This window comes from Streptomyces collinus (assembly GCF_031348265.1).
Classification (GTDB): Bacteria; Actinomycetota; Actinomycetes; order Streptomycetales; family Streptomycetaceae; genus Streptomyces; species Streptomyces collinus.
Genome location: NZ_CP133771.1, coordinates 8,027,158 through 8,045,064, shown reverse-complemented (window position 1 = coordinate 8,045,064; position 17,907 = coordinate 8,027,158). Strand labels below are relative to the sequence as shown.

Below are 17,907 nucleotides of genomic sequence, written 5' to 3'. Positions count from 1 at the left end.
GGGAAACGCTGACACCGTGCGGTTCCCGAACAACGGGCCAGAACGAGGAGTTGTGTGATGGCGAAGGCATACCTGGTGGGCAGCGGCATGGCGGCACTCGCCGCGGCCACGTTCCTGATCCGCGACGGCGGATTCGACGGAGCGGACATCCACCTCTTCGAGGAGCAGCGGAACATCGGCGGCAGCCTGAACGCGGGCGGCACGGCCGACGCCGGCTACACCATGCGCGGCGGGCGGATGTTCGAGGCCGAGTACCGCTGCACGTACGACCTGTTGTCCGGCATCCCCTCGCTCGACGACCCCTCGGTATCCGTGACGCAGGAGATCCTCGCCGGGCACGAGGACTTCGCCTGGGACGACGTCGCACGGCTCGTGGACGGCGACGGAAAGATCGTCGACGTAAGCTCGATGGGTTTCTCCGAGCGCGACCGCCTGGACCTGGTCCGCTGCCTGGTGACACCCGAGGGACACCTGGACGGCAAGCGGATCACCGACTGCTTCACCGAGCACTTCTTCACCACGAACTTCTGGTTCCTGTGGTGCACCACGTTCGCCTTCCAGCCCTGGCACAGCGCCATCGAGTTCCGCCGCTACCTCAGGCGGTTCATCCACCTCGCCTCCGAGTTCTCCACCCTGTCCGGCATCCACCACACCCGCTACAACCAGTACGACTCCATCGTGCGCCCCCTGACCACCTGGCTCCACGAACGAGGCGTCACCGTCCACCCCCACTGCCACGTCACCGACCTCGGCTTCGCGCCGGGGCACCGGTCGACGACAGTCAAGCGCATCTACTTGACCCGGGACGGCCGTGACGAACAGATCGACGTGGCGCCCGGGGACCTGGTCCTGGTGACCAACGGCTCCATGACCGACTCGACCAGCCTCGGCTCCCACTTCGCCGCTCCGCCGCCCCCTCCCCGGAGCTCGGACGCCTGGCTGCTCTGGCACCGGCTGGCCAGGGGCCGCGACGACTTCGGCAATCCCGACGCCTTCGACAAGCACGTCAAGGAGTCCCGCTGGGAGTCGTTCACCGTCACCACCAAGGACCCCGCCTTCCTGGACGCGCTCGCGGAGTTCAGCGGCCGGGAGACCGGCCGGGGCGGGCTGATGACGTTCACCGACTCCAACTGGCTACTCACCATCGCCGCGGGCCTCCAGCCCGTGTACCGCGACCAGCCCGAGGACGTCTCCGTCTGGTGGGGCTACGGCCTGCGCCCCGGCCGCGCCGGCAACCACACGCCCAAGCCGATGACCATGTGCTCCGGCCGGGAGATCCTCGAAGAGGTCCTGCACCACCTGCCCTTCGACGATGGGGTGGCGGCACGTGTGCTGGAGAACTCCACCGTCGTGCCGTGCCTGATGCCGTACATCACCAGCCAGTTCCTGGCCCGCCGCCGCGACGACCGTCCTATGGCCGTACCCGAGGGCTCGGTCAACCTCGCCTTCATCGGCCAGTTCGCCGAGGTGCCCGACGACGTGGTCTTCACCGTCGAGTACTCCGTACGCACCGCCTGGACAGCCGTGGCCCAGCTCCTCGGCCTCGACAGAAAACCGCCCGCGGTCTACAAGGGCCACCACGATGCCCACGTACTGGCCGCCGCTCTGGAAACCATGCACCGCCGGTGACCGGGAGCGCGACCAGGGAGCCGTGGCCCCCGCGCGGATGCTTCGGCCCGCTCCAGGTACTCGTCCCGCGCCTCCGGGCGGCGGTCGGCGGCTTCGAGCAGCGCGCCGGTGAGGTTGTAGTGGATACGCCCGAGCAGGGCCGGATGGGCGTCGGGCGGGAGGGCGTCCAGGGCTTGGCCGTAGGCCTGTTCGGCCTGGGACATGTGCGACTCGTCGGACGCGGCCAGACGACTGTGCGCGAGTCCCTTGTTGGCCAGGGTGAACGCGTAGTCGACCGCGTCGCGTTCACGCGACCGGTGGCGCAGCGCCGCCTCGCACTCGGCGAGCGCGCGTCGGGCGCTGTCCAGCGGGTCCGTGAACCGGTCCAGCAGTGCCACCGCCAGATTGGTCCGCCCAGCAGGCCATCGCGGCCCAGACCTCGAACGGGGCGAGCACGAGGAAGATCCAGAAAGCCAGCCACTGGCGGGCGTGGGAACCGCCAGCCAGTACGTGCAGCAGTCCCAGAACGGCCACGTACGCCGTGACTACCTCGGTCGGGATGGACGCTTTCGGCGGATATCGGCGATCGCCTGCCGCGTGCCTTCTACCACTACCAGCGTTTCCGCAGGTCAGCGCACCCTCCCCCGCGGCTTCAACGCCACCGGCGGCAATTCCGGAGCGGGCAGCGGGGCACCGTCGTAGCCCTTCACCTCCCCGAACCGGGAGCCTTCCATCCAGTCCCGCCGCGCCTGCTCGATCTCCTCCTGCGACCGTCCGATCCAGTTCCAGAACATGATCAGTTCCTCCTCGAACGGCTCGCCGCCCAGGAGCATCAGATTCGCGTCCGACTCCGCCCGCAGGGGCAGTTCGCCGCGGCCGCAGCCGAGGTAGAGCATGGAGCCGGGGAGGACGGGAACGCCGTCGACATGGGCCTCGCCGGACATGGACAGGACGGCGTACTCGAAGTCCGGCTCCAGGGGGAGGCGTACGTCCGCGCCCCGGGTCAGGGCGAGGTCGGCGCCGACGATCGGGGTGTACGCCGTGCCGGGTGAGGTCGCGCCGTCGAGGTCGCCGAGGATCAGCGTGGCCGTGAGGCCGGGTGCGGTGACGACCGGCAGACCGGCGTGGTGCTCGAAGCGCGGCTCGGTGTGGCGGTGGCTGTCGGGGAGCGCGACCCAGAGCTGCGCGCCGTGCAGGAAGCGGGCGTGCGAGCGCGGGCTCTCCTCCGAGTGACTGATGGCGCGGCCGGAGGTCATCAGGCCGAGTTCGCGCGGGCGGATCGTCTGGAGGCTGCCGGTGGAGTCGCGGTGCAGCACCTCTCCCTCGTGCAGCCAGCTCACGGTCTGCAGACCCATGTGGGGGTGGGGCGGCACCTGCATACCGGGCTCGTCGGCGATGTCGTCGGGACCGTAGTGGTCGACGAAGCACCAGGCGCCGATCATCCGGCGGCCGAGGTTGGGCAGCAGCCGGCGGACCTCGCTGGACTCACCCAGCTTCACCCGGCGGGGGCTGAGGAGTTCACGCACCGGCTCCGCCACCACGAAGCCACGGCCACCGCACAGGGAGGGGGCCGCCTCGCGCTCAAGATTGCTCATGGCGCACAACCTAGTCCGGCGCGAGGGCGTGCGTCAGCGTCACGATCGGGCCGCGCCGCAGGCGTTCCGAAAAATAGCAGCCATGTACATAGTAGCCATGTACTGTATTCGCTATGAGCAACGGTACCGAAGGCGCGACGCCCGGCTTCCTGGTGTGGCGGCTGTCGATGAAATGGCGGGTCGCGGTCGACCGTGCGGTGGCCCCGCTGGGCCTCACCCACGCGCAGTACTCACTGGTCGCCTCGCTGTACGGCATGCAGCGCTCCGGCGAGCGGCCCAGCCAGCGCCGCCTCGCCGACCACACCGGACTGGAGCCGCTCTACGTGTCGAAACTGGCCCGGGCCCTGGAGAGCGCCGGGCTCCTGGAGCGCACCCGGGACCCGCGCGACCCGCGCGCGGTGCAGCTCGCCCTCACCGAGCAGGGCCGCGAGGTCACCCGGCGGGCGATCGAGGTCGTCCACGGACTCCTCCAGCAGCTCCTCGGCCCGCTCGGCGGCCTCGACAGCGCGCGCACACGGGAGTTCGCGCGCGAGCTGACGGCCCTGCTCGACGCACCTCTTGAACCCTTCAGCGAGAACGAGACGGAGCAGTCATGACCACCACCACGCCCCTCGTCGATCCCCGTGTCATCGCCTTGGCCCACTACGCCGGCCGCGCCCTCCTCCAGCACGTGCTGGACCGGCACGGCATGACCTTCGAGCAGTCCGTCACGCTCCGCCTCGCCGCGATCGCCGACGGCCCGGTCGGGCGCGAGCAGCTCGTCGACGGTGTCACCGAAGCGCTGAAGACCGACGCCGGGCAGGTGCACGGCGTGCTCGACGAGCTGATCGCCGCCCGGCTGCTGGCCCCGGCCGGAGAGGCGGAGGTACGGATCACGGATGCCGGGCGCGAGCTGTACGCCACGACCTCCGGCGAGACGGCACCCGTCACCGCGCGGATCTACGACGGCATACCGGCGGAGGATCTGGCCGTCACGGGCCGCGTACTCACGCTGATCACCGGGCGGGCCGGCACCGAACTGGCCGCCCTGACCCGCTGAGGCCTCTCCCCCTGACACCCGTCGGCGGAATACCGGACGGGCGGGCTCGGTTGTCGGCCTCGAAGGAGGCCCCGAGTGAACACCACGCAGGACACCACGTACTACGCCCACGGAACCCCGGCCGAGCGCTGGGAGCGCGCGCAGCTGTTCTTCGACGCCAAGGACTACGCCGCCGCCGCGCGCGTCCTGGTCGGGCTGGTCGAGGAGGTGCCCGAGCAGACCGGGCCCCGGCTGCTCCTGGCGCGCTCCTACTACCACTCCGCCCAACTGCACCGCGCCGAGGGCGAGTTGCGGACGATCATCGAGCGGGACCCCGTGGAGCACTACGCCCGGCTGATGCTCGGCCGCACCCTCCAGCGGCAGAACCGGAACGAGGAGGCGGAGTCGCACCTGCGGATCGCCTCGGCGCTCGCGGGTGACTTCGAGGAGCGCTGACCCGGGCCGTACCCGAAGGTGCCCGGCTCCGTGAGGAGCCGGGCATCCGTGCGCCGGGGGTGCCGCTACCCGGCCGGCGTTCCGTACGACCGCCGCCCCCGCCGGTGGGCGATCTCCCCCAGCAGGATGTCGACGGCGAGGAACGCGGCCAGCGGGATGCCGAACAGGGGAAGGAAGTACCCGAGGACGGCGATGCCCGCGAGCAGCGGTACCAGGATCTGCGGCGGGACATGCTGCCAGGCGCCGCGCGGGATCGGCCGGCCGAAGGCGCTGCCGCGGCCGCGCTGCCACCACATGCGGTAGCCCCAGACGATCAGCAGGATCAGGGACAGCGCGAGCAGCATCAGGGCGATCTGGTTGGCCAGGCCGAAGAGGACGCCGGTGTGCAGGTCGATGCCCCAGCGGGTGAGCTTCGCGAGCACCGGGTGGTCCTCGAAGCGCAGCACGTCGGCGACCTCGCCGCCGGCCGGGTCGATCGCGACGGCGTCCTGCTTCGTGGGCCAGCTGCGCTGCACCTGCTTGACGACGTACGCCGAGTTCGCGTCGGCGGGCGGCACGATCTCCACCGGGTCGCCCAGCCCTTCGGCCCGCGCCGCCGCCAGGACCTTGTCCAGGCCCACGCCGTGCGCGGCGTCGCCCGCCTGCCCGGCGGCGGAGTCGTGGCCGCCGTGCTCGCCGCCGGCCGCGGCCGACACCGACGGGGTGGCCTGGCCCAGTGAGGTCCGCAGCTCGTCGATGTGGGCCCCTGCGTACGCCGACCAGGTCAGACCGGTCGCCGAGAGGAAGAAGAACCCGGCCGCCGCCCACACGCCGACACTGCCGTGCAGTCCGAGGGTGCGCCGCCGCCCCTTGGTGCCCCGCACCTTGCGCAGGGCGCGGCGCCGGGAGAACCACAGCACCAGTCCGGCCGCCGAGATGATCCCCAGCCAGCTGGCCGCCAGCTCGCTGTACAGCCGCCCCGTCTCCCCCAGGTGCAGGTCCCGGTGGAACTCGTCGATCCAGGTGCGCAACGGCAGGGCGCCGGTCGAGCCGTACTGTTCGAGGGAGCCGCGCACCTTCGCGGTGTACGGGTCGACGAAAACGGCGAGCGTGTGGCCCTCGCCCACGCCCGGGACGCCGGACAGCATCACCCTGGTCGTCGCGTCGGCCTCCGGCGAGGGGCGTACGGCCGAGATCGTGCCCTCGGGGTGGGCCTTGCGGGCGGCGGCCACCTGTTCGCTGATCGGCAGTTTCCGCTCCCCGGCGGGGACGGTCATCTCGTGGTCGTACACGAGCTTCTCGGCCTGGAAGGAACCGGCGTACAGCAGGCCGGTGACGGCGGCGACGAGAAGGAACGGCGCCACCAGCACCCCGGCATAGAAGTGCAGGCGGAGGATCAGCGGGCGCAGCGGTGCCCAGTTGCTCTTCGACTGGGCCGGGGCGGCTGGTTGGGGGGCCTCGTCCGTGGTGGTCGAGGGAGCGGTGGTCATCGGCGGGCTTCTCCGGGTGGTGTCTTCTGGGCCGTTGCGTGTCGGCGGTGGCCGTCGCGGTGCAGTAGTCGGGGCGGCGGGGCGTTCAGTTCCCGGAGACCCCATGTGACGTGCATCACGCGGGGGTGGGGGGTGCCGTGCCATCCTGAGGCGATGGGAACTCCGGACGATCGCGCACCCCTGGCCGAACGGGTCGGGCAACTCCTCGACGAGGGGCTGCCGTTGACCATCGTCGCGGCCGGTGACCCGGTGCTGCGGCGCGGTGCCGAGCCGTTCGACGGCCAGCTGGAGCCCGCCCTGCTGGCCCGGTTCGTCGAGGCCCTGCGGATCACCATGCGTGCGGCGCCCGGAGTCGGTCTGGCGGCGCCGCAGGTGGGTGTGGAGCTCCGGATCGCCGTGATCGAGGATCCGGCGCCGGTGCCGGAGGAGGTGCGCCGCGTGCGCGGGCGGGTACCGCAGCCGTTCCGCGTCCTGGTCAATCCCTCCTACGAGCCCGTCGGTGCCAGGCGGGCCGCGTTCTTCGAGGGCTGCCTGAGCGTGCCCGGCTGGCAGGCGGTGGTGGCACGGCCCGCCGAGGTGCGGCTGACCGGGCAGGACGAGCACGGGCGGGCTCTGGACGAGGTGTTCTCCGGCTGGCCGGCCCGGATCGTGCAGCACGAGACGGACCACCTCGACGGCGTCCTGTACCTGGACCGCGCCGAGTCGCGTTCGCTGTCGTCCAACCAGGCGATGGCGGAGCGCTGGGCCCAGCCCACGCCGGAGGAGGCGGCGCGGGCACTGGGCTTCGAACTGCCGTAGCGAGCAGATCCGTCCGGCCGACATCCGGAGGCGTCCGTCGCGGTGCCTCGCCCTGCGGCCGGATCCCGCTCGGCGCGGTGAGCCTCACCAGGTCTTACGGCGGCCACGGCCGGCACGTCCTGCGGGGTGTCGACCTGGCCGTCGACCGGGGCAGCCGGGTGGTCGTGCTCGGTCCCAGCGGCGCCGGGAAGACCACTCTGCTGCGCCTCCTCGCCGGGCAGGACTCGCCCGACGGCGGCCGGGTGGTCCACGGGCACGGTCCGCGCCTGGGTTACTTCGCGCAGGAACACGACACCCTGGACCCGGAGTCGACGGTCCGCGAGCACCTGGCCGGTGCCGCCCCGCACCTCACCGACGGTGAGGTCTTGTTCACCGGCGGCGACACCGGCAAGCGCGTCGACGTCCTGTCCGGCGTGGGCACCTACCCGGGCACGACCGTCATGGTCACGCACGACGCGGGCGCCGTCGACGCGCTGCGCCCGGACCGGGTGCTGCTCCTGCCGGAGGCGGAGCAGGACCTGTGGGACGACTGGGACGACGCCCATCGTGCGCTGGTGGTGCCCGCGCACGCGTAGCGGATCCGTCGCCCCTGCCTCACCCCGGGCCCGGCGGACCGCGGGTCACGCGTCCCGGTACGCCTCCAGCAGCCGCAGCCACACCTCGCTGATCGTCGGGTACGACGGGACGGCGTGCCACAGGCGGCTGACCGGGACCTGGCCGGCGACCGCGATGGTCGCGGAGTGGATGAGTTCGCCGACGCCGGGACCCACGAAGGTGACGCCGCGCAGGATCTCGTCCTCGATGTCGACGACCATGCGGGCGCGGCCCTGGTAGCCGTCGGCGTACAGGCCGGCCCCGGAGACGGTGGACAGGTCCACGTCGACGGCCCTCACGCGGTGCCCCGCCTCTTTCGCCTCGGCCAGGGACAGGCCCACGGCCGCCGCCTCGGGGTCGGTGAAGACCACCTGCGGGACGGCCGTGTGGTCGGCGGTCGCGGCGTGGGCGCCCCAGGGCTCCGCCAGGAGGGTCTCCCCGGTGGCCCGCGCGGCGATGGCGGCGCCCGCGATGCGGGCCTGGTACTTGCCCTGGTGGGTGAGGAGGGCGCGGTGGTTCACGTCGCCGACCGCGTACAGCCAGTCGTGGCCGGTCACGCGGAGGCTGTCGTCGACCGGGAGCCAGGAGCCGGGGTCGAGGCCGATGGACTCCAGGCCGATGTCGTCGGTGCGCGGGGCGCGGCCGGTGGCGAAGAGGATCTCGTCGGCCTCGATGCGCTCGCCCGTGCCGGTGACGGCCACGACCGTCTCGTTCTCCCGGGTCACCGACTTCACCGAGGTGCCCGTACGGACGTCGGCTCCGGCCTCCTTGAGCGCATCGGCGATCAGTTCCCCGGCGAAGGGCTCCATCCTGGGGAGCAGGCCCTTGCCGCGGACCAGCAGGGTGACCTGCGAGCCGAGGGCCTGCCAGACGGTGGCCATCTCGGTCGCGACCACGCCGCCGCCGATCACGATCAGCCGGCCGGGCACGGTCCGGGAGCTGGTGGCCTCCCGGCTGGTCCACGGCTTGACGGCGTCGAGCCCGGGCAGGCCGGGCAGGGCGGCGCGGCTGCCGGTGCAGACGGCGACGGCGTGCCGGGCGGTCAGGACGCGCTCGCCGCCGTCGGGGCCGGTGACCGTCACCGTGCGCGGCCCCGTGAGACGGCCGTGGCCGCGGTGGAGGTCTGCGCCGATGGAGTCGAGCCAGCCGACCTGGCCGTCGTCCTTCCAGTTCGAGGTGTAGTAGTCCCGGTGGGCGAGGACCGCCGACGCGTCGAGGGGGCCCTGCACGGACTGGCGCAGGCCCGGCACGCGGCGGGCGTCCGCGCGGGCGATGACCGGCCGCAGCAGGGCCTTGCTGGGCATGCACGCCCAGTAGGAGCACTCGCCGCCGACGAGTTCGCTCTCCACGACCGCGGTGGTCAGTCCGGCGGCGCGGGTGCGGTCGGCGACGTTCTCCCCCACGGGCCCGGCCCCGAGCACCACGACGTCGTACGCGTTGGTTTCCGTTTCCGTCATGGGGTCAGTCTGGTGGGTGGTGTGCGCCCTGGCCACATGGGTAGGGGCGCGGAATACGTGTCCGGTCGGCCGTGTTGTGCCGACGGCTTGACCCCACACCAGGAAGAGGGATTTACGCCATGAGCAGCACCGTGGAGCTCACCAAGGAGAACTTCGACCAGACGGTCACGGACAACGAGTTCGTCCTGATCGACTTCTGGGCCGACTGGTGCGGGCCGTGCAAGCAGTTCGCCCCGGTGTACGAGAAGGCAGCCGGGGAGAACCCGGACCTGGTGTTCGGCAAGGTGGACACCGAGGCGCAGCCCGAGTTGGCCGCGGCCTTCGGTATCCAGTCCATCCCCACGCTGATGATCGTCCGTGACCAGGTGGCCGTGTTCGCCCAGCCCGGCGCCCTGCCCGAGGCCGCCCTGACGGACGTCATCGGGCAGGCCCGCAACCTCGACATGGACGAGGTGCGCAAGTCGATCGCCGAGCAGCAGGCCCAGGAAGGCCAGCAGGCGGGCTAGCGCACGGCGCGGCCCTGGATGGGCCGGCGGGCGCCCCTAGAAGGGGTACGGAGCCACGTCTCCGCGTACCGTCGTCCAGCGCAGTTCGGTGAAGGCCTCCAGGTTGGCCTCACCACCGAAGCGGGCGCCGGTGCCGGAGGCGGCGACTCCGCCGAAGGGCGCCACGGCCTCGTCGTTCACGGTCTGGTCGTTGATGTGGACGATGCCGGTCGGGATGCGCTCGGCGAGGTCCAGGCCGCGGGCCGGGTCCCTGGTGACGATGCCCAGGGACAGGCCGTACGGGCTCTGCGCGGCCAGGGCCGCCGCCTCGTCGGCGGTGGTGAAGGAGCGGACGGGCGCGACGGGGCCGAAGACCTCCTCCGTGTATGCGGGGGTGCGGTCGTCGACGTGGGCGAGGACCGTCGGCCGGTAGAAGAGCCTGTCGTGGGTGCCGCCGGCGACGACCTTGGCGCCCGCGCTCCTGCTGGCCTCGACCAGGCCGCTGATCTTGCCGAGCTGGCCCGAGTCGATGATCGGGCCCAGGTGGACCCGGTCCCGGTAGGGGTCGCCGACGGCGAGCGAGTCCGCCTTGGCGGCCAGCCGCTGCACGTACTCGTCGTAGAGGGACGCGTGCACCAGGTGGCGGCCGGTGGTCATGCAGATCTGGCCCTGGTGGAAGAACGAGCCCCAGGCGGCCGTGGAGATCACCGCGTCGAGGTCGGCGTCCTCCAGCACGATCATGGCGGAGTTTCCGCCCAGTTCCAGGTGGGCCCGCTTGAGGTGGCGTCCGGCGGCCTCGCCCACGGCCCGTCCGGCGGCGGTGGAGCCGGTGAAGGAGATGACCGGCACGCGTGGATCGGCGACCAGGGCCTGTCCGGCGTCCGGGCCGCCGGGGAGCACATGCAGGAGTTCCTCCGGCAGGCCGGCGGCCGCGAAGACCGCGGCGAGGGCCAGCCCTCCGCAGACGGCCGTGCGCGGGTCCGGCTTCAGCAGGACCGCGTTGCCCAGCGCCAGGGCCGGTGCGACGGAGCGGATGGACAGGATCAGGGGGGCGTTGAACGGCGCGATCACGCCCACCACACCGGCCGGGACGCGTCGGGTGTACGACAGGCGCGGCGCCTCGCTGGGCAGGACCTGGCCGGCCGGGCGGGAGGCGAGGGCGGCGGCCTCGTAGCACTCCTGGGCGGCCACGTGCAGTTCGAAGTCGGCCTTGCCGGGGACGGAACCAGATTCGCGGACGAGCCATTCCCGCAGTTCGTCGGCGTGCGCGGTGAACAGGTCACCCGCCTTGCGGAGCACGGCGGCACGGGCGAAGTGCGGGGTGCGTGCCCACTCCCGCTGGGCGTCGGCGGCCTTCCCGGCGGCGGCCCCGACGTCCTGCGGGGTGGCGAGGGTGAGGGGGCCGAGGGCCTGGCCGGTGGCGGGCTCGGTGACGGTGTACCCGGGCCCTGTGAGGCGGCGGGGCTGCCAGGTCCTGGTGTCGAGCAACGGCATGTCGGCTCTCCGATCGATCGTCACCGGCTGACGGGGTGGTCTGGACTCCCGTACGTGCGCGGCCGGTTCGGCGGTCACATGGCGGGACGCGCCGAGCGGGCGCAGCGGTGTGCCGCGGTCGCCCGGGAATGCGCCCCCGTTTTTGTTGAGCATGCAACATCCTAGCCGTGCCATGGCGCGAAAGGCGGGCCCCCGGTCACGCGTCGGCCCGGCGGATGCCGTGGCGTCAGCTCGATTCGCGGTGCAGCACCGTCGCCCCCAGCACCTTGTGCGTCTCGGGTTCGGTGGCGGGCCTGCGGACCGCACGGTCGACCAGTTCGGCGAGTTCACGGCCGCAGGGCAGCTCCAGACGGACCGTGCTCAGCCGGGGCCGCAGCAGCCGCCCGAGCATCAGGTCGTCGGCGCCGACCACGGCCGTCTCCTCGGGGATGCGGATGCCCTCGTCCAGCAGGGCCCGCATGAGCAGCATCGCGTACTCGTCGTTGTAGGTGAACACGGAGTCCAGGCCCAGGGTGCGCCAGCGGGCGGCGAGGCGCGCCGCGGCCTGTTCGTCGTAGGCGAGGGGCAGTTCGGTCACCGTGGCGTCCGTGCCGCGCACGGACTGGCGCACGCCGTCGAGGCGGGGCGCGGAGAACGCCTCCAGGCCGGGCTCCTGCGGGACGACGACGCCGATCCGCCGCCGGCCTCGGTCGTAGAGGTGGGCGCCCGCGCTGTGGCCGACGACGTCGTGGTCCATGAGCAGGGCGTGCGCGCCCTCGATGGTCTCGGGGCCGAGGGTGACCACGGCTCGCGCCCCCGAGCGCTTGAGCACCGCGACCCCGCGCGGACCGAGGCCGGAGCCCGGCACGAGCACGGCCACGGGCCGCAACTCGGCCCAGACGCGGGCCGCTTCGTCGCCGTGCGGGCCGCCGGTGCCGTGCTGCACGACCGTGTAGTCCAGGGCGGCGAGCGCGTTCTGGAGGTCGGTGAGGAACCGGCTGTAGAGCGGGCCGACGGGGAAGGTCGGCGCGGGGATCAGGACCATGCGGCTGTGCCCGGCGCGCAGACTGCGGGCCGCCGCGTGCGGTACGTAGCCGAGCTCCTTCGCCGCCTCGTGCACACGGCGGCGGGTGGGTTCGCTGATCCGTACGGCACTGGTGTTGTTGAGGACGTAGGAGACGGTCGCGCGCGAGACGCCGGCCAGGCGGGCCACATCGGCGCTCGTGGGCACGGAGCGCGACGGTGCGGGGGACGGGGGCGCGGGCGTTTTCGGTATCTGCACCATGACGTACGGCATCTTGGCAGAAGCCTCAATGCGCGCTTCCGGCGGGGGAGTTGTGAGGAAGCCGTGAGCGGTCACGGGGATCCGCGAGCGGACCTCAGCCGGTCGGGGCCGTACCTGTCACCCGGTCGACCAGGTCGGTCCACGCGTCCTCCAGGCGGGCCATGGGCAGACCGCACTGCTGGGTCAGGTGGTGTATCAGGGCCGGGTCGAGCTGACCCATCAGCGCGTGGGAGAGCAACTCGCAGTCGGCGTCCGGGACCGCCTGCCGCAGCAGCATGACGACGTGGTGACGCAGCACGCTGCGGGCCGGGTTGGTGAAGCGGCGGGAGGCGCACGGCTCGGCGGCCAGCTGGAGTTCCAGGTCCTCGGTCGACCGACGCAGCATCGCACAGCCGAACGCCCGCAGCCGCTCCACGGGCGGCGCTCCGGGCCCGAGCGGCGGCGGGCCGCCGAGGAAGGAGGCCTGGAACTTCTTCTCCGAATGATCGAGCAACGCCGTCAGGAGGCCGGTACGGTCGCCGAACCTGCGGAAGACCGTGCCCTTGCCGACACGGGCCTCGGCGGCCACCGCCTCCATCGTGACGGCCTCCGCGCCGCGCTCGGCCACCAGCCGTCCGGCGGCCTCCAGCAGCCGGGCGCGGTTGCGTGCGGCGTCGGCCCGCAGGCACGGCTCATCGCCCTCCAGGGCGGCCCCCAGCTGCACCAGCTCGGGGTGGGCGACGGGCTCCTGGGGCGCCGGAAGGGGGTGCGGGACGGCGGACATGAAGCCAGCGTAAAGCATCGGGAACAAAACTGGACCGTGGTCCGGTTAGGATGCTACAAAGTTAAACGGACCCCGGTCCGGATCTTCAGCAGTCTTTCCGAGCAGTGCCTCAGATGTGGGAGTACAGCATGTCCGTTCGTATCCTCGCCCTCGTCGGCAGCCTCCGCGCCGGTTCGCACAACCGCCAGCTCGCCGAGGCGGCCGTCAAGCTCGCCCCCGAAGGCGCCGAGGTGAACCTCTACGAGGGTCTTGCCGAGATCCCCTTCTACAACGAGGACATCGACGTGGAGGGCAGCGTCCCGGCCGCCGCCGCGCGGCTGCGTGAGGCCGCGAACGCCGCGGACGGCCTGATCCTCTTCACCCCCGAGTACAACGGCACCATCCCGGCCGTCCTGAAGAACGCCATCGACTGGCTGTCCCGCCCGTACGGCGCCGGTGCCCTCAGCGGCAAGCCGGTCGCCGTGGTCGGCACCGCGTTCGGCCAGTACGGCGGTGTCTGGGCCCACGACGAGACCCGCAAGTCCGTGGGCGTGGCCGGCGGCAAGGTCCTGGAGGACGTCAAGCTGTCCATCCCCGGCTCGGTCACCCGCTTCGCCGAGACCCACCCGTCGGACGACGCCGAGGTCGCCCAGCAGCTGACCGAGGTCATCGCCCGGCTGCACGGCGACGTCTCGGAGGCCGCCGCGGCCTGACCGTCCTCACCCGGTGCCCACGGAGGGGCCGTGGCCGGCAACGGCCCCGGCCCCTCCGCCATGCCCGAGGCGGGCCGCCGCGCAGGCGCCCGGCCGTTCAGGCGACCGTCATGGGCGCCACGGCGTTCAGGCGACCGTCATGGGCGCCGAGGCCCGTAGTTCCTCCAGTGCCGCCGCCACCGCCGGCCGGGCGTGTCCGCCGCCCCGGGTACAGGTCAGGAGCTTGCGGTGGGGATTGCCGGTGCACCGCACCCGGGCGATCGGCAGGTGCGGGGTCAGATGGGCCAGGCGCGGGATGAGGGCGACACCGAGCCGGTGGGCCACGAGGTGGGCGCTGACGTTCCAGTCGAGGGCGTGGTGGACGACTTCGGGGGTGAACCCGGCCGCGCCGCAGGCGGAGAGGACGTGCGGCCGGCAGGGGCTGTCCTCCACGGGCGCGATCCACGCCTCCCGCGCGGCCTCGGCGAGATCGACCCTGGCCCGCCCCGCCAGCCGGTGCCCCTCGGGTACGACCAGGTCGAACGGGTCGTCGAGCAGCGGCTGCTGGTCGAACCGCGCGTCGCTCAGCGGCGGGTTGTGCGGGGTCGCCTCGACGACGGCCAGGTCGGTGCCGCCCTCGAAGAGCAGGTCGAAACTCTCCGGAACGCCCGCCTCGGTGATCCGGACGGACAGCCGCGGATGCCGCTCCCCCAGCCGGGCCGCCATCGGCGCCAGCAGCACCGAGACGGCCACCGGGAAGCCGGTCACGCGCAGCACCCCGGAGGGCGCCCCGTGGTCGGCCCGCAGATCCAGCTCCGCCTGGTCCCAGCGGGCCTGGATGGCGTCGGCGTGCGCGAGCAGACTCTCGGCGGCCGGGGTGAGCCGCACCCCGCGCCCCTGTGGCTCCAGCAGGTCGACGCCCAGGTCCCGGGCGAGCTGCCGGACCTGCTGGGAGGCGGCGGACGGGGTGAAGTGCAGGGCGCGGGCGGCCGCGGTGACCGTGCCGTAGTGGGCTACCGCCCTCAGGACGTGGAGCCTGCGCAGGTCAATCATGAAGACCAGGCTTCACAGTGGCGTCCGCAAAGTCAACCTGGACGTGTACGGACCTGTGGCCGCACGCTGGCTGTGTCGCGACGGTCAGCCAGCCACGACGTACGAGGAGTCAGCCATGCCCAGCACCGACGCCACCGCCTGCCCGCACTGCGGCTGGCCGGACCGGGGCGAGCCGTTCCGGGTCCTGTCCCGGCACACCACCGCGACGGGTCACACGGAGTGGACGCGCTGCGGATGCGGCTCGCTGCAGGTCCGGGTCGCCGACGGCTGCGGCACGCGCGTCGTCTCGCGCAGCGGGCCGGCGGCCCGGTCGGGTGCGGCGAGCCGTTGAGCGCGGCACCGGGACTTCCCGAAGCCGCCCCGCGCCGCGACACCGGTCACGACCGGTCAGGGGCAGTCGTAGGCGAAGCCGGTGGTGGCCGTGCGCCCCGTCCCGGAGAGGATGCGCAGTTCGGCCCGTGCCGTGCGGTGCCCCGGGCCCTCGAAGGTCCAGCGCAGGTGGAGGCGGGCCTGCCGCTGGCCCCGGACCAGCTCTTCCTTCAGCACGCCCGAGGCGGTTCCGTCGCTCCGGATCCAGCGGTAGGACAGCGTGCCCGGGCGGCCGTTCGTGGTGACGAGGCCGACGAGGTCCGCGGTGCCGCCACACCCCAGGGCCGCCGGCCGGGCCGTGACCGTCACCGTGTTCACCCTCAAGGGCGGGCCGAGGCGCTGCCAGGCGAGGAACGCGAGGACGCAGACCAGGACCAGCGCGGGCAGGGCGTGCCGACGCAGCCGTCGGCCCCGGGGCGCCGGAGGCGGCGGTACGGCCGGGAGCGTCAGATGGGTGCGCTGCCGAGCCGCGGCGGTCACGCCCGGGCCGAATCGCAGCACGCTTCCCTCGACCCGGTCGGGGGGCACCGGCCGCGCCGGTCCCTGCTCCGCGGCCGGCGGCCCGACGGGGGTCTCGTCCGGTCCGGGTCGCTGGATCCAGTGGCTCGCGAGCACGGTGGCGCTGTATTCCGCGTCGTCCGGGCCGGGGCGGTCACTCGGGGCGGAGCGGGCCGCGCGGCCGTCGCCGGGGCCGTCGGCGGGGCTGTCGGCGGGGCTGTCGGCGGGGCCATCAGCAGGGTTGAGGACCCGGGTCCGCTCACCGGCGGGGCCGAGGACTCGTGTTTGCTCACCGGCGGGGCCGAGGACTCGTGTTTGCTCACCGGCGGGGCCGAGGACTCGTGTTTGCTCACCGGGGGGACCGAGGACCCGAGTCCCCTCACCGGCGGTGTCCAGCACCTCGGTCCGTTCGTCGGCCGGCGCAGGTGTGCGGCCGTCGTCGTGTGCGGTCATCGGAGGTCGCACCGCCTGGTCAGGAGTTCCTGCGAGGCGCCGCCGTCGGCGGCGGCGGGGGTCGTGGTGGCCTGCACCGTCCAGTAGCAGCCGAGGGTCTGGAAGGTGTGGTCGACGGAGAGCGTGTACTGGGTGGCCCCGCTGCGTTCGAAGGTCTGGGACGCGCCGTCCGGGGTGCCCGGCTGCCCCGCCGTGTTCCCCGTGAACCAGGAGACGGTGATGGAGACCGGGCCGGTGCCGTCCGTGGTGACGCCGAGGGTCGCCGTGGCGGTCGTGGGGCCCGTCTGCCGGAAGGCCGATACGGCGACGTCCTTGACGGCGGGACCGGCGGGACCGTCGGGCGGGGTCGCGGTGGTGGCCGTAGGCGTCGCCGGGGTGGCCGTCGCGCCGGGCGCGGCCGTCTCCTCGCCGCCGGGCGGGGTGGCCGGGGCCGGGGGCGTACCGGTTCCGGGGGCCGCGGGGTCCGAGACGGACGGGGTGGGGGACGGCGACGCGCCGTCCGACGCGCTGGGGGCGGCGGACGGGGACGGGGAGGACGTCGCGGAGGGGGAGGCGGAGGCGTTCGGCTCCGCGGCCGACCCGGCGCCGGTGGTGGCCAGGGCCTGCGCCGTCCGCTGCGCCGCGGTACCCGGGTCGTACGGCAGTCCGTACGTCAGGAGGGCTCCGAGGAGGACGGCGGCGGCGGACACGATCAGCCCGGGGCGGCCGGGCAGCCACGGGTGCGCCCGGCCGGGGTCCGGCGTCCGGCTCAGCACCGTCCGGGCGGTGTCCGTGGTGCTCCGGGGGGCGGTGCGGGCCGAGGGCAGGAGCAGCGGCAGCAGGGCCACCAGCGCGGCGAGCCTGCCCCGGCCCCGTTCCTCCCAGTCGGGGCCGTAGGCGGTGCCGGCGACCGCCTCCAGTTCGGTGACGAACGCCTCGGCCTGTACGGGCCGTTCCGCCGGGTCCTTGGCCAGACCGCGCCGCACGAGTTCCCGCACCGCCTCCGGTGCCTCTTCGGCGGGGACGGGCGCGTCGATGTGCCGCAGCGCGAGCTCCGCGAGGTTGTCGCCCGCGTACGGCTTGTGGCCCGTCAGGCACTCGAAGAAGGTGGCCGTGGCCGCGTACACGTCGGCGGCCGGGGAGGCGGGAGCGCCGGTCCACTGCTCGGGGGCCATGTAGGACGGGGTGCCCGCCACCCCCGCGCTGGTGCCCGCGTCGACCGCGATGCCGAAGTCGACCAGCTTGGAGGACCCGTCCGGCGCGACCAGGACGTTCTCCGGCTTGTAGTCGCGGTGCACGACGCCGACGCGGTGTGCGTCGGCCAGACCGAGCAGCGATCCCTTGAGGACGACGAGCGCGGCCTCGGGAGCGAGCGGGCCCTCCCTCCTGAGCAGCGTGCGCAGCGGGACGCCGTCGACCAGCTCCATCACGATGGCGGCGCCGTCCGGGCTCTCGACGTACTCGTACAAACCGGCGACATGGGGGCTCCCCAGCCCGCCGAGCAGCCGCGCCTCCGCCCGGAAGTCGTGCACGAAACCCGGCCGGGTGCGCAGAGACTCGCTGAGGTACTTCACGGCCACCGGCACGCCGGTCTCCTCGTGCACGGCGAGGACCACCCGCCCGCTCGCCCCTGCCCCGAGCTCCAGCGACTCGGTGTATCCGGGCACCGCCCATGTGTTCATTTCCAGTCCCCCCCAGGCGACCGCTCCCCAGCGGCCTGTCACGCTCGAACCCCCATCTTTCGGCCACCGCGGTCGCGTGGCCAGAAGTACGCGCGAGGCGTACCCGGACCGTGACAGAGTCCGCGCCCCGGGCGGTCGGCCGAGGCGATGCGCGGCAGACGCCGCTCCTGGAACGCGGGCGGCCACCCGCCCGCACGGCCC

The 17,907-nt window shown here is 73.2% G+C and carries 18 protein-coding genes and 1 pseudogene; 9 read left to right on the top strand and 10 right to left on the bottom strand.

All coding sequences use genetic code 11. The features are described from left to right. The first annotated feature begins 57 nt into the window (after nucleotides 1-57). Nucleotides 58-1,629: an oleate hydratase gene (locus tag RFN52_RS36190; RefSeq protein WP_184853069.1), complete on the top strand. Its 1,572-nt coding sequence runs from the start codon at nucleotides 58-60 to the stop codon at nucleotides 1,627-1,629. Here RFN52_RS36190 and RFN52_RS36185 read toward each other — a convergent pair. Further along, a complete protein-coding gene (locus RFN52_RS36185; protein WP_184853067.1) occupies nucleotides 1,566-2,006 on the bottom strand; it encodes a hypothetical protein in 441 nt (146 codons plus the stop codon). The genes RFN52_RS36190 and RFN52_RS36185 overlap by 64 nt on opposite strands. 231 nt (nucleotides 2,007-2,237) lie before the next feature. Then, on the bottom strand, nucleotides 2,238-3,203 hold the full coding sequence (locus tag RFN52_RS36180; RefSeq protein ID WP_184853065.1) for a pirin family protein: 966 nt from the start codon (nucleotides 3,201-3,203) through the stop codon (nucleotides 2,238-2,240). Nucleotides 3,204-3,316: 113 nt separating this feature from the next. Between RFN52_RS36180 and RFN52_RS36175 the strand changes: the two genes are divergently transcribed. From RFN52_RS36175 to RFN52_RS36165, 3 genes are all read left to right on the top strand, one after another. Beyond that, nucleotides 3,317-3,799 carry a MarR family winged helix-turn-helix transcriptional regulator gene (locus tag RFN52_RS36175; protein WP_184853063.1) on the top strand — a complete coding sequence of 161 codons (483 nt, stop codon included), beginning with the start codon at nucleotides 3,317-3,319 and terminating at the stop codon, nucleotides 3,797-3,799. Then, the gene (locus RFN52_RS36170; RefSeq protein WP_184853061.1) at nucleotides 3,796-4,242 is read left to right on the top strand and encodes a winged helix DNA-binding protein; all 447 of its coding nucleotides are present in this window, start codon (nucleotides 3,796-3,798) and stop codon (nucleotides 4,240-4,242) included. Before RFN52_RS36175 ends, RFN52_RS36170 begins: the two co-directional genes overlap by 4 nt. A gap of 75 nt (nucleotides 4,243-4,317) precedes the next feature. Continuing rightward, entirely contained in the window at nucleotides 4,318-4,677 is a 360-nt protein-coding gene (locus tag RFN52_RS36165) for a tetratricopeptide repeat protein (RefSeq protein WP_184853059.1), read from the top strand. Nucleotides 4,678-4,742: 65 nt separating this feature from the next. Here the strand turns inward: RFN52_RS36165 and RFN52_RS36160 are convergent, their stop codons facing one another. Then, nucleotides 4,743-6,146 (bottom strand): PepSY-associated TM helix domain-containing protein, encoded by a 1,404-nt coding sequence (locus RFN52_RS36160; RefSeq protein ID WP_184853057.1) that lies wholly within the window; start codon nucleotides 6,144-6,146, stop codon nucleotides 4,743-4,745. A gap of 153 nt (nucleotides 6,147-6,299) precedes the next feature. On the opposite strand from RFN52_RS36160, the gene RFN52_RS36155 reads away from it, so the two are divergent. Both RFN52_RS36155 and RFN52_RS36150 read left to right on the top strand, forming a co-directional pair. Further along, the gene (locus tag RFN52_RS36155; protein WP_184853055.1) at nucleotides 6,300-6,944 is read left to right on the top strand and encodes a peptide deformylase; all 645 of its coding nucleotides are present in this window, start codon (nucleotides 6,300-6,302) and stop codon (nucleotides 6,942-6,944) included. Nucleotides 6,945-6,991: 47 nt separating this feature from the next. Next, nucleotides 6,992-7,519, top strand: a pseudogene (locus tag RFN52_RS36150) (ATP-binding cassette domain-containing protein); the annotation flags it as partial. Nucleotides 7,520-7,564: 45 nt separating this feature from the next. Here the strand turns inward: RFN52_RS36150 and RFN52_RS36145 are convergent. Then, nucleotides 7,565-8,995, bottom strand: coding sequence for a dihydrolipoyl dehydrogenase family protein (locus tag RFN52_RS36145; protein ID WP_184853053.1), 1,431 nt, complete (start codon nucleotides 8,993-8,995; stop codon nucleotides 7,565-7,567). A gap of 119 nt (nucleotides 8,996-9,114) precedes the next feature. On the opposite strand from RFN52_RS36145, the gene trxA reads away from it, so the two are divergent. Continuing rightward, on the top strand, nucleotides 9,115-9,501 hold the full coding sequence (gene trxA / locus RFN52_RS36140; RefSeq protein ID WP_062930599.1) for a thioredoxin: 387 nt from the start codon (nucleotides 9,115-9,117) through the stop codon (nucleotides 9,499-9,501). Nucleotides 9,502-9,537: 36 nt separating this feature from the next. Here the strand turns inward: trxA and RFN52_RS36135 are convergent, their stop codons facing one another. The 3 genes from RFN52_RS36135 to RFN52_RS36125 form a co-directional block, all read right to left on the bottom strand. Beyond that, entirely contained in the window at nucleotides 9,538-10,974 is a 1,437-nt protein-coding gene (locus tag RFN52_RS36135) for a benzaldehyde dehydrogenase (protein WP_184854164.1), read from the bottom strand. A 226-nt stretch (nucleotides 10,975-11,200) separates the two neighbouring features. Then, nucleotides 11,201-12,250: a LacI family DNA-binding transcriptional regulator gene (locus RFN52_RS36130; RefSeq protein WP_374050193.1), complete on the bottom strand. Its 1,050-nt coding sequence runs from the start codon at nucleotides 12,248-12,250 to the stop codon at nucleotides 11,201-11,203. A gap of 82 nt (nucleotides 12,251-12,332) precedes the next feature. Next, nucleotides 12,333-13,001, bottom strand: coding sequence for a TetR/AcrR family transcriptional regulator (locus tag RFN52_RS36125; protein WP_184853049.1), 669 nt, complete (start codon nucleotides 12,999-13,001; stop codon nucleotides 12,333-12,335). Nucleotides 13,002-13,129: 128 nt separating this feature from the next. Between RFN52_RS36125 and RFN52_RS36120 the strand changes: the two genes are divergently transcribed. Next, nucleotides 13,130-13,693 (top strand): NAD(P)H-dependent oxidoreductase, encoded by a 564-nt coding sequence (locus RFN52_RS36120; RefSeq protein ID WP_184853047.1) that lies wholly within the window; start codon nucleotides 13,130-13,132, stop codon nucleotides 13,691-13,693. A gap of 126 nt (nucleotides 13,694-13,819) precedes the next feature. On the opposite strand, the gene RFN52_RS36115 is transcribed toward RFN52_RS36120, so the two are convergent. After that, a complete protein-coding gene (locus RFN52_RS36115; protein WP_184853045.1) occupies nucleotides 13,820-14,725 on the bottom strand; it encodes a LysR family transcriptional regulator in 906 nt (301 codons plus the stop codon). 115 nt (nucleotides 14,726-14,840) lie between these two features. Here RFN52_RS36115 and RFN52_RS36110 point away from each other — a divergent pair, with 115 nt between their 5' ends. Further along, nucleotides 14,841-15,056 (top strand): hypothetical protein, encoded by a 216-nt coding sequence (locus tag RFN52_RS36110; RefSeq protein ID WP_184853043.1) that lies wholly within the window; start codon nucleotides 14,841-14,843, stop codon nucleotides 15,054-15,056. Between the two features lie 56 nt (nucleotides 15,057-15,112). On the opposite strand, the gene RFN52_RS36105 is transcribed toward RFN52_RS36110, so the two are convergent. Further along, nucleotides 15,113-16,045, bottom strand: coding sequence for a hypothetical protein (locus RFN52_RS36105; protein ID WP_184853041.1), 933 nt, complete (start codon nucleotides 16,043-16,045; stop codon nucleotides 15,113-15,115). Then, nucleotides 16,042-17,706 carry a serine/threonine-protein kinase gene (locus RFN52_RS36100; RefSeq protein ID WP_184853038.1) on the bottom strand — a complete coding sequence of 555 codons (1,665 nt, stop codon included), beginning with the start codon at nucleotides 17,704-17,706 and terminating at the stop codon, nucleotides 16,042-16,044. The genes RFN52_RS36105 and RFN52_RS36100 overlap by 4 nt, the downstream gene beginning before the upstream one ends. Nucleotides 17,707-17,907: the final 201 nt, after the last annotated feature.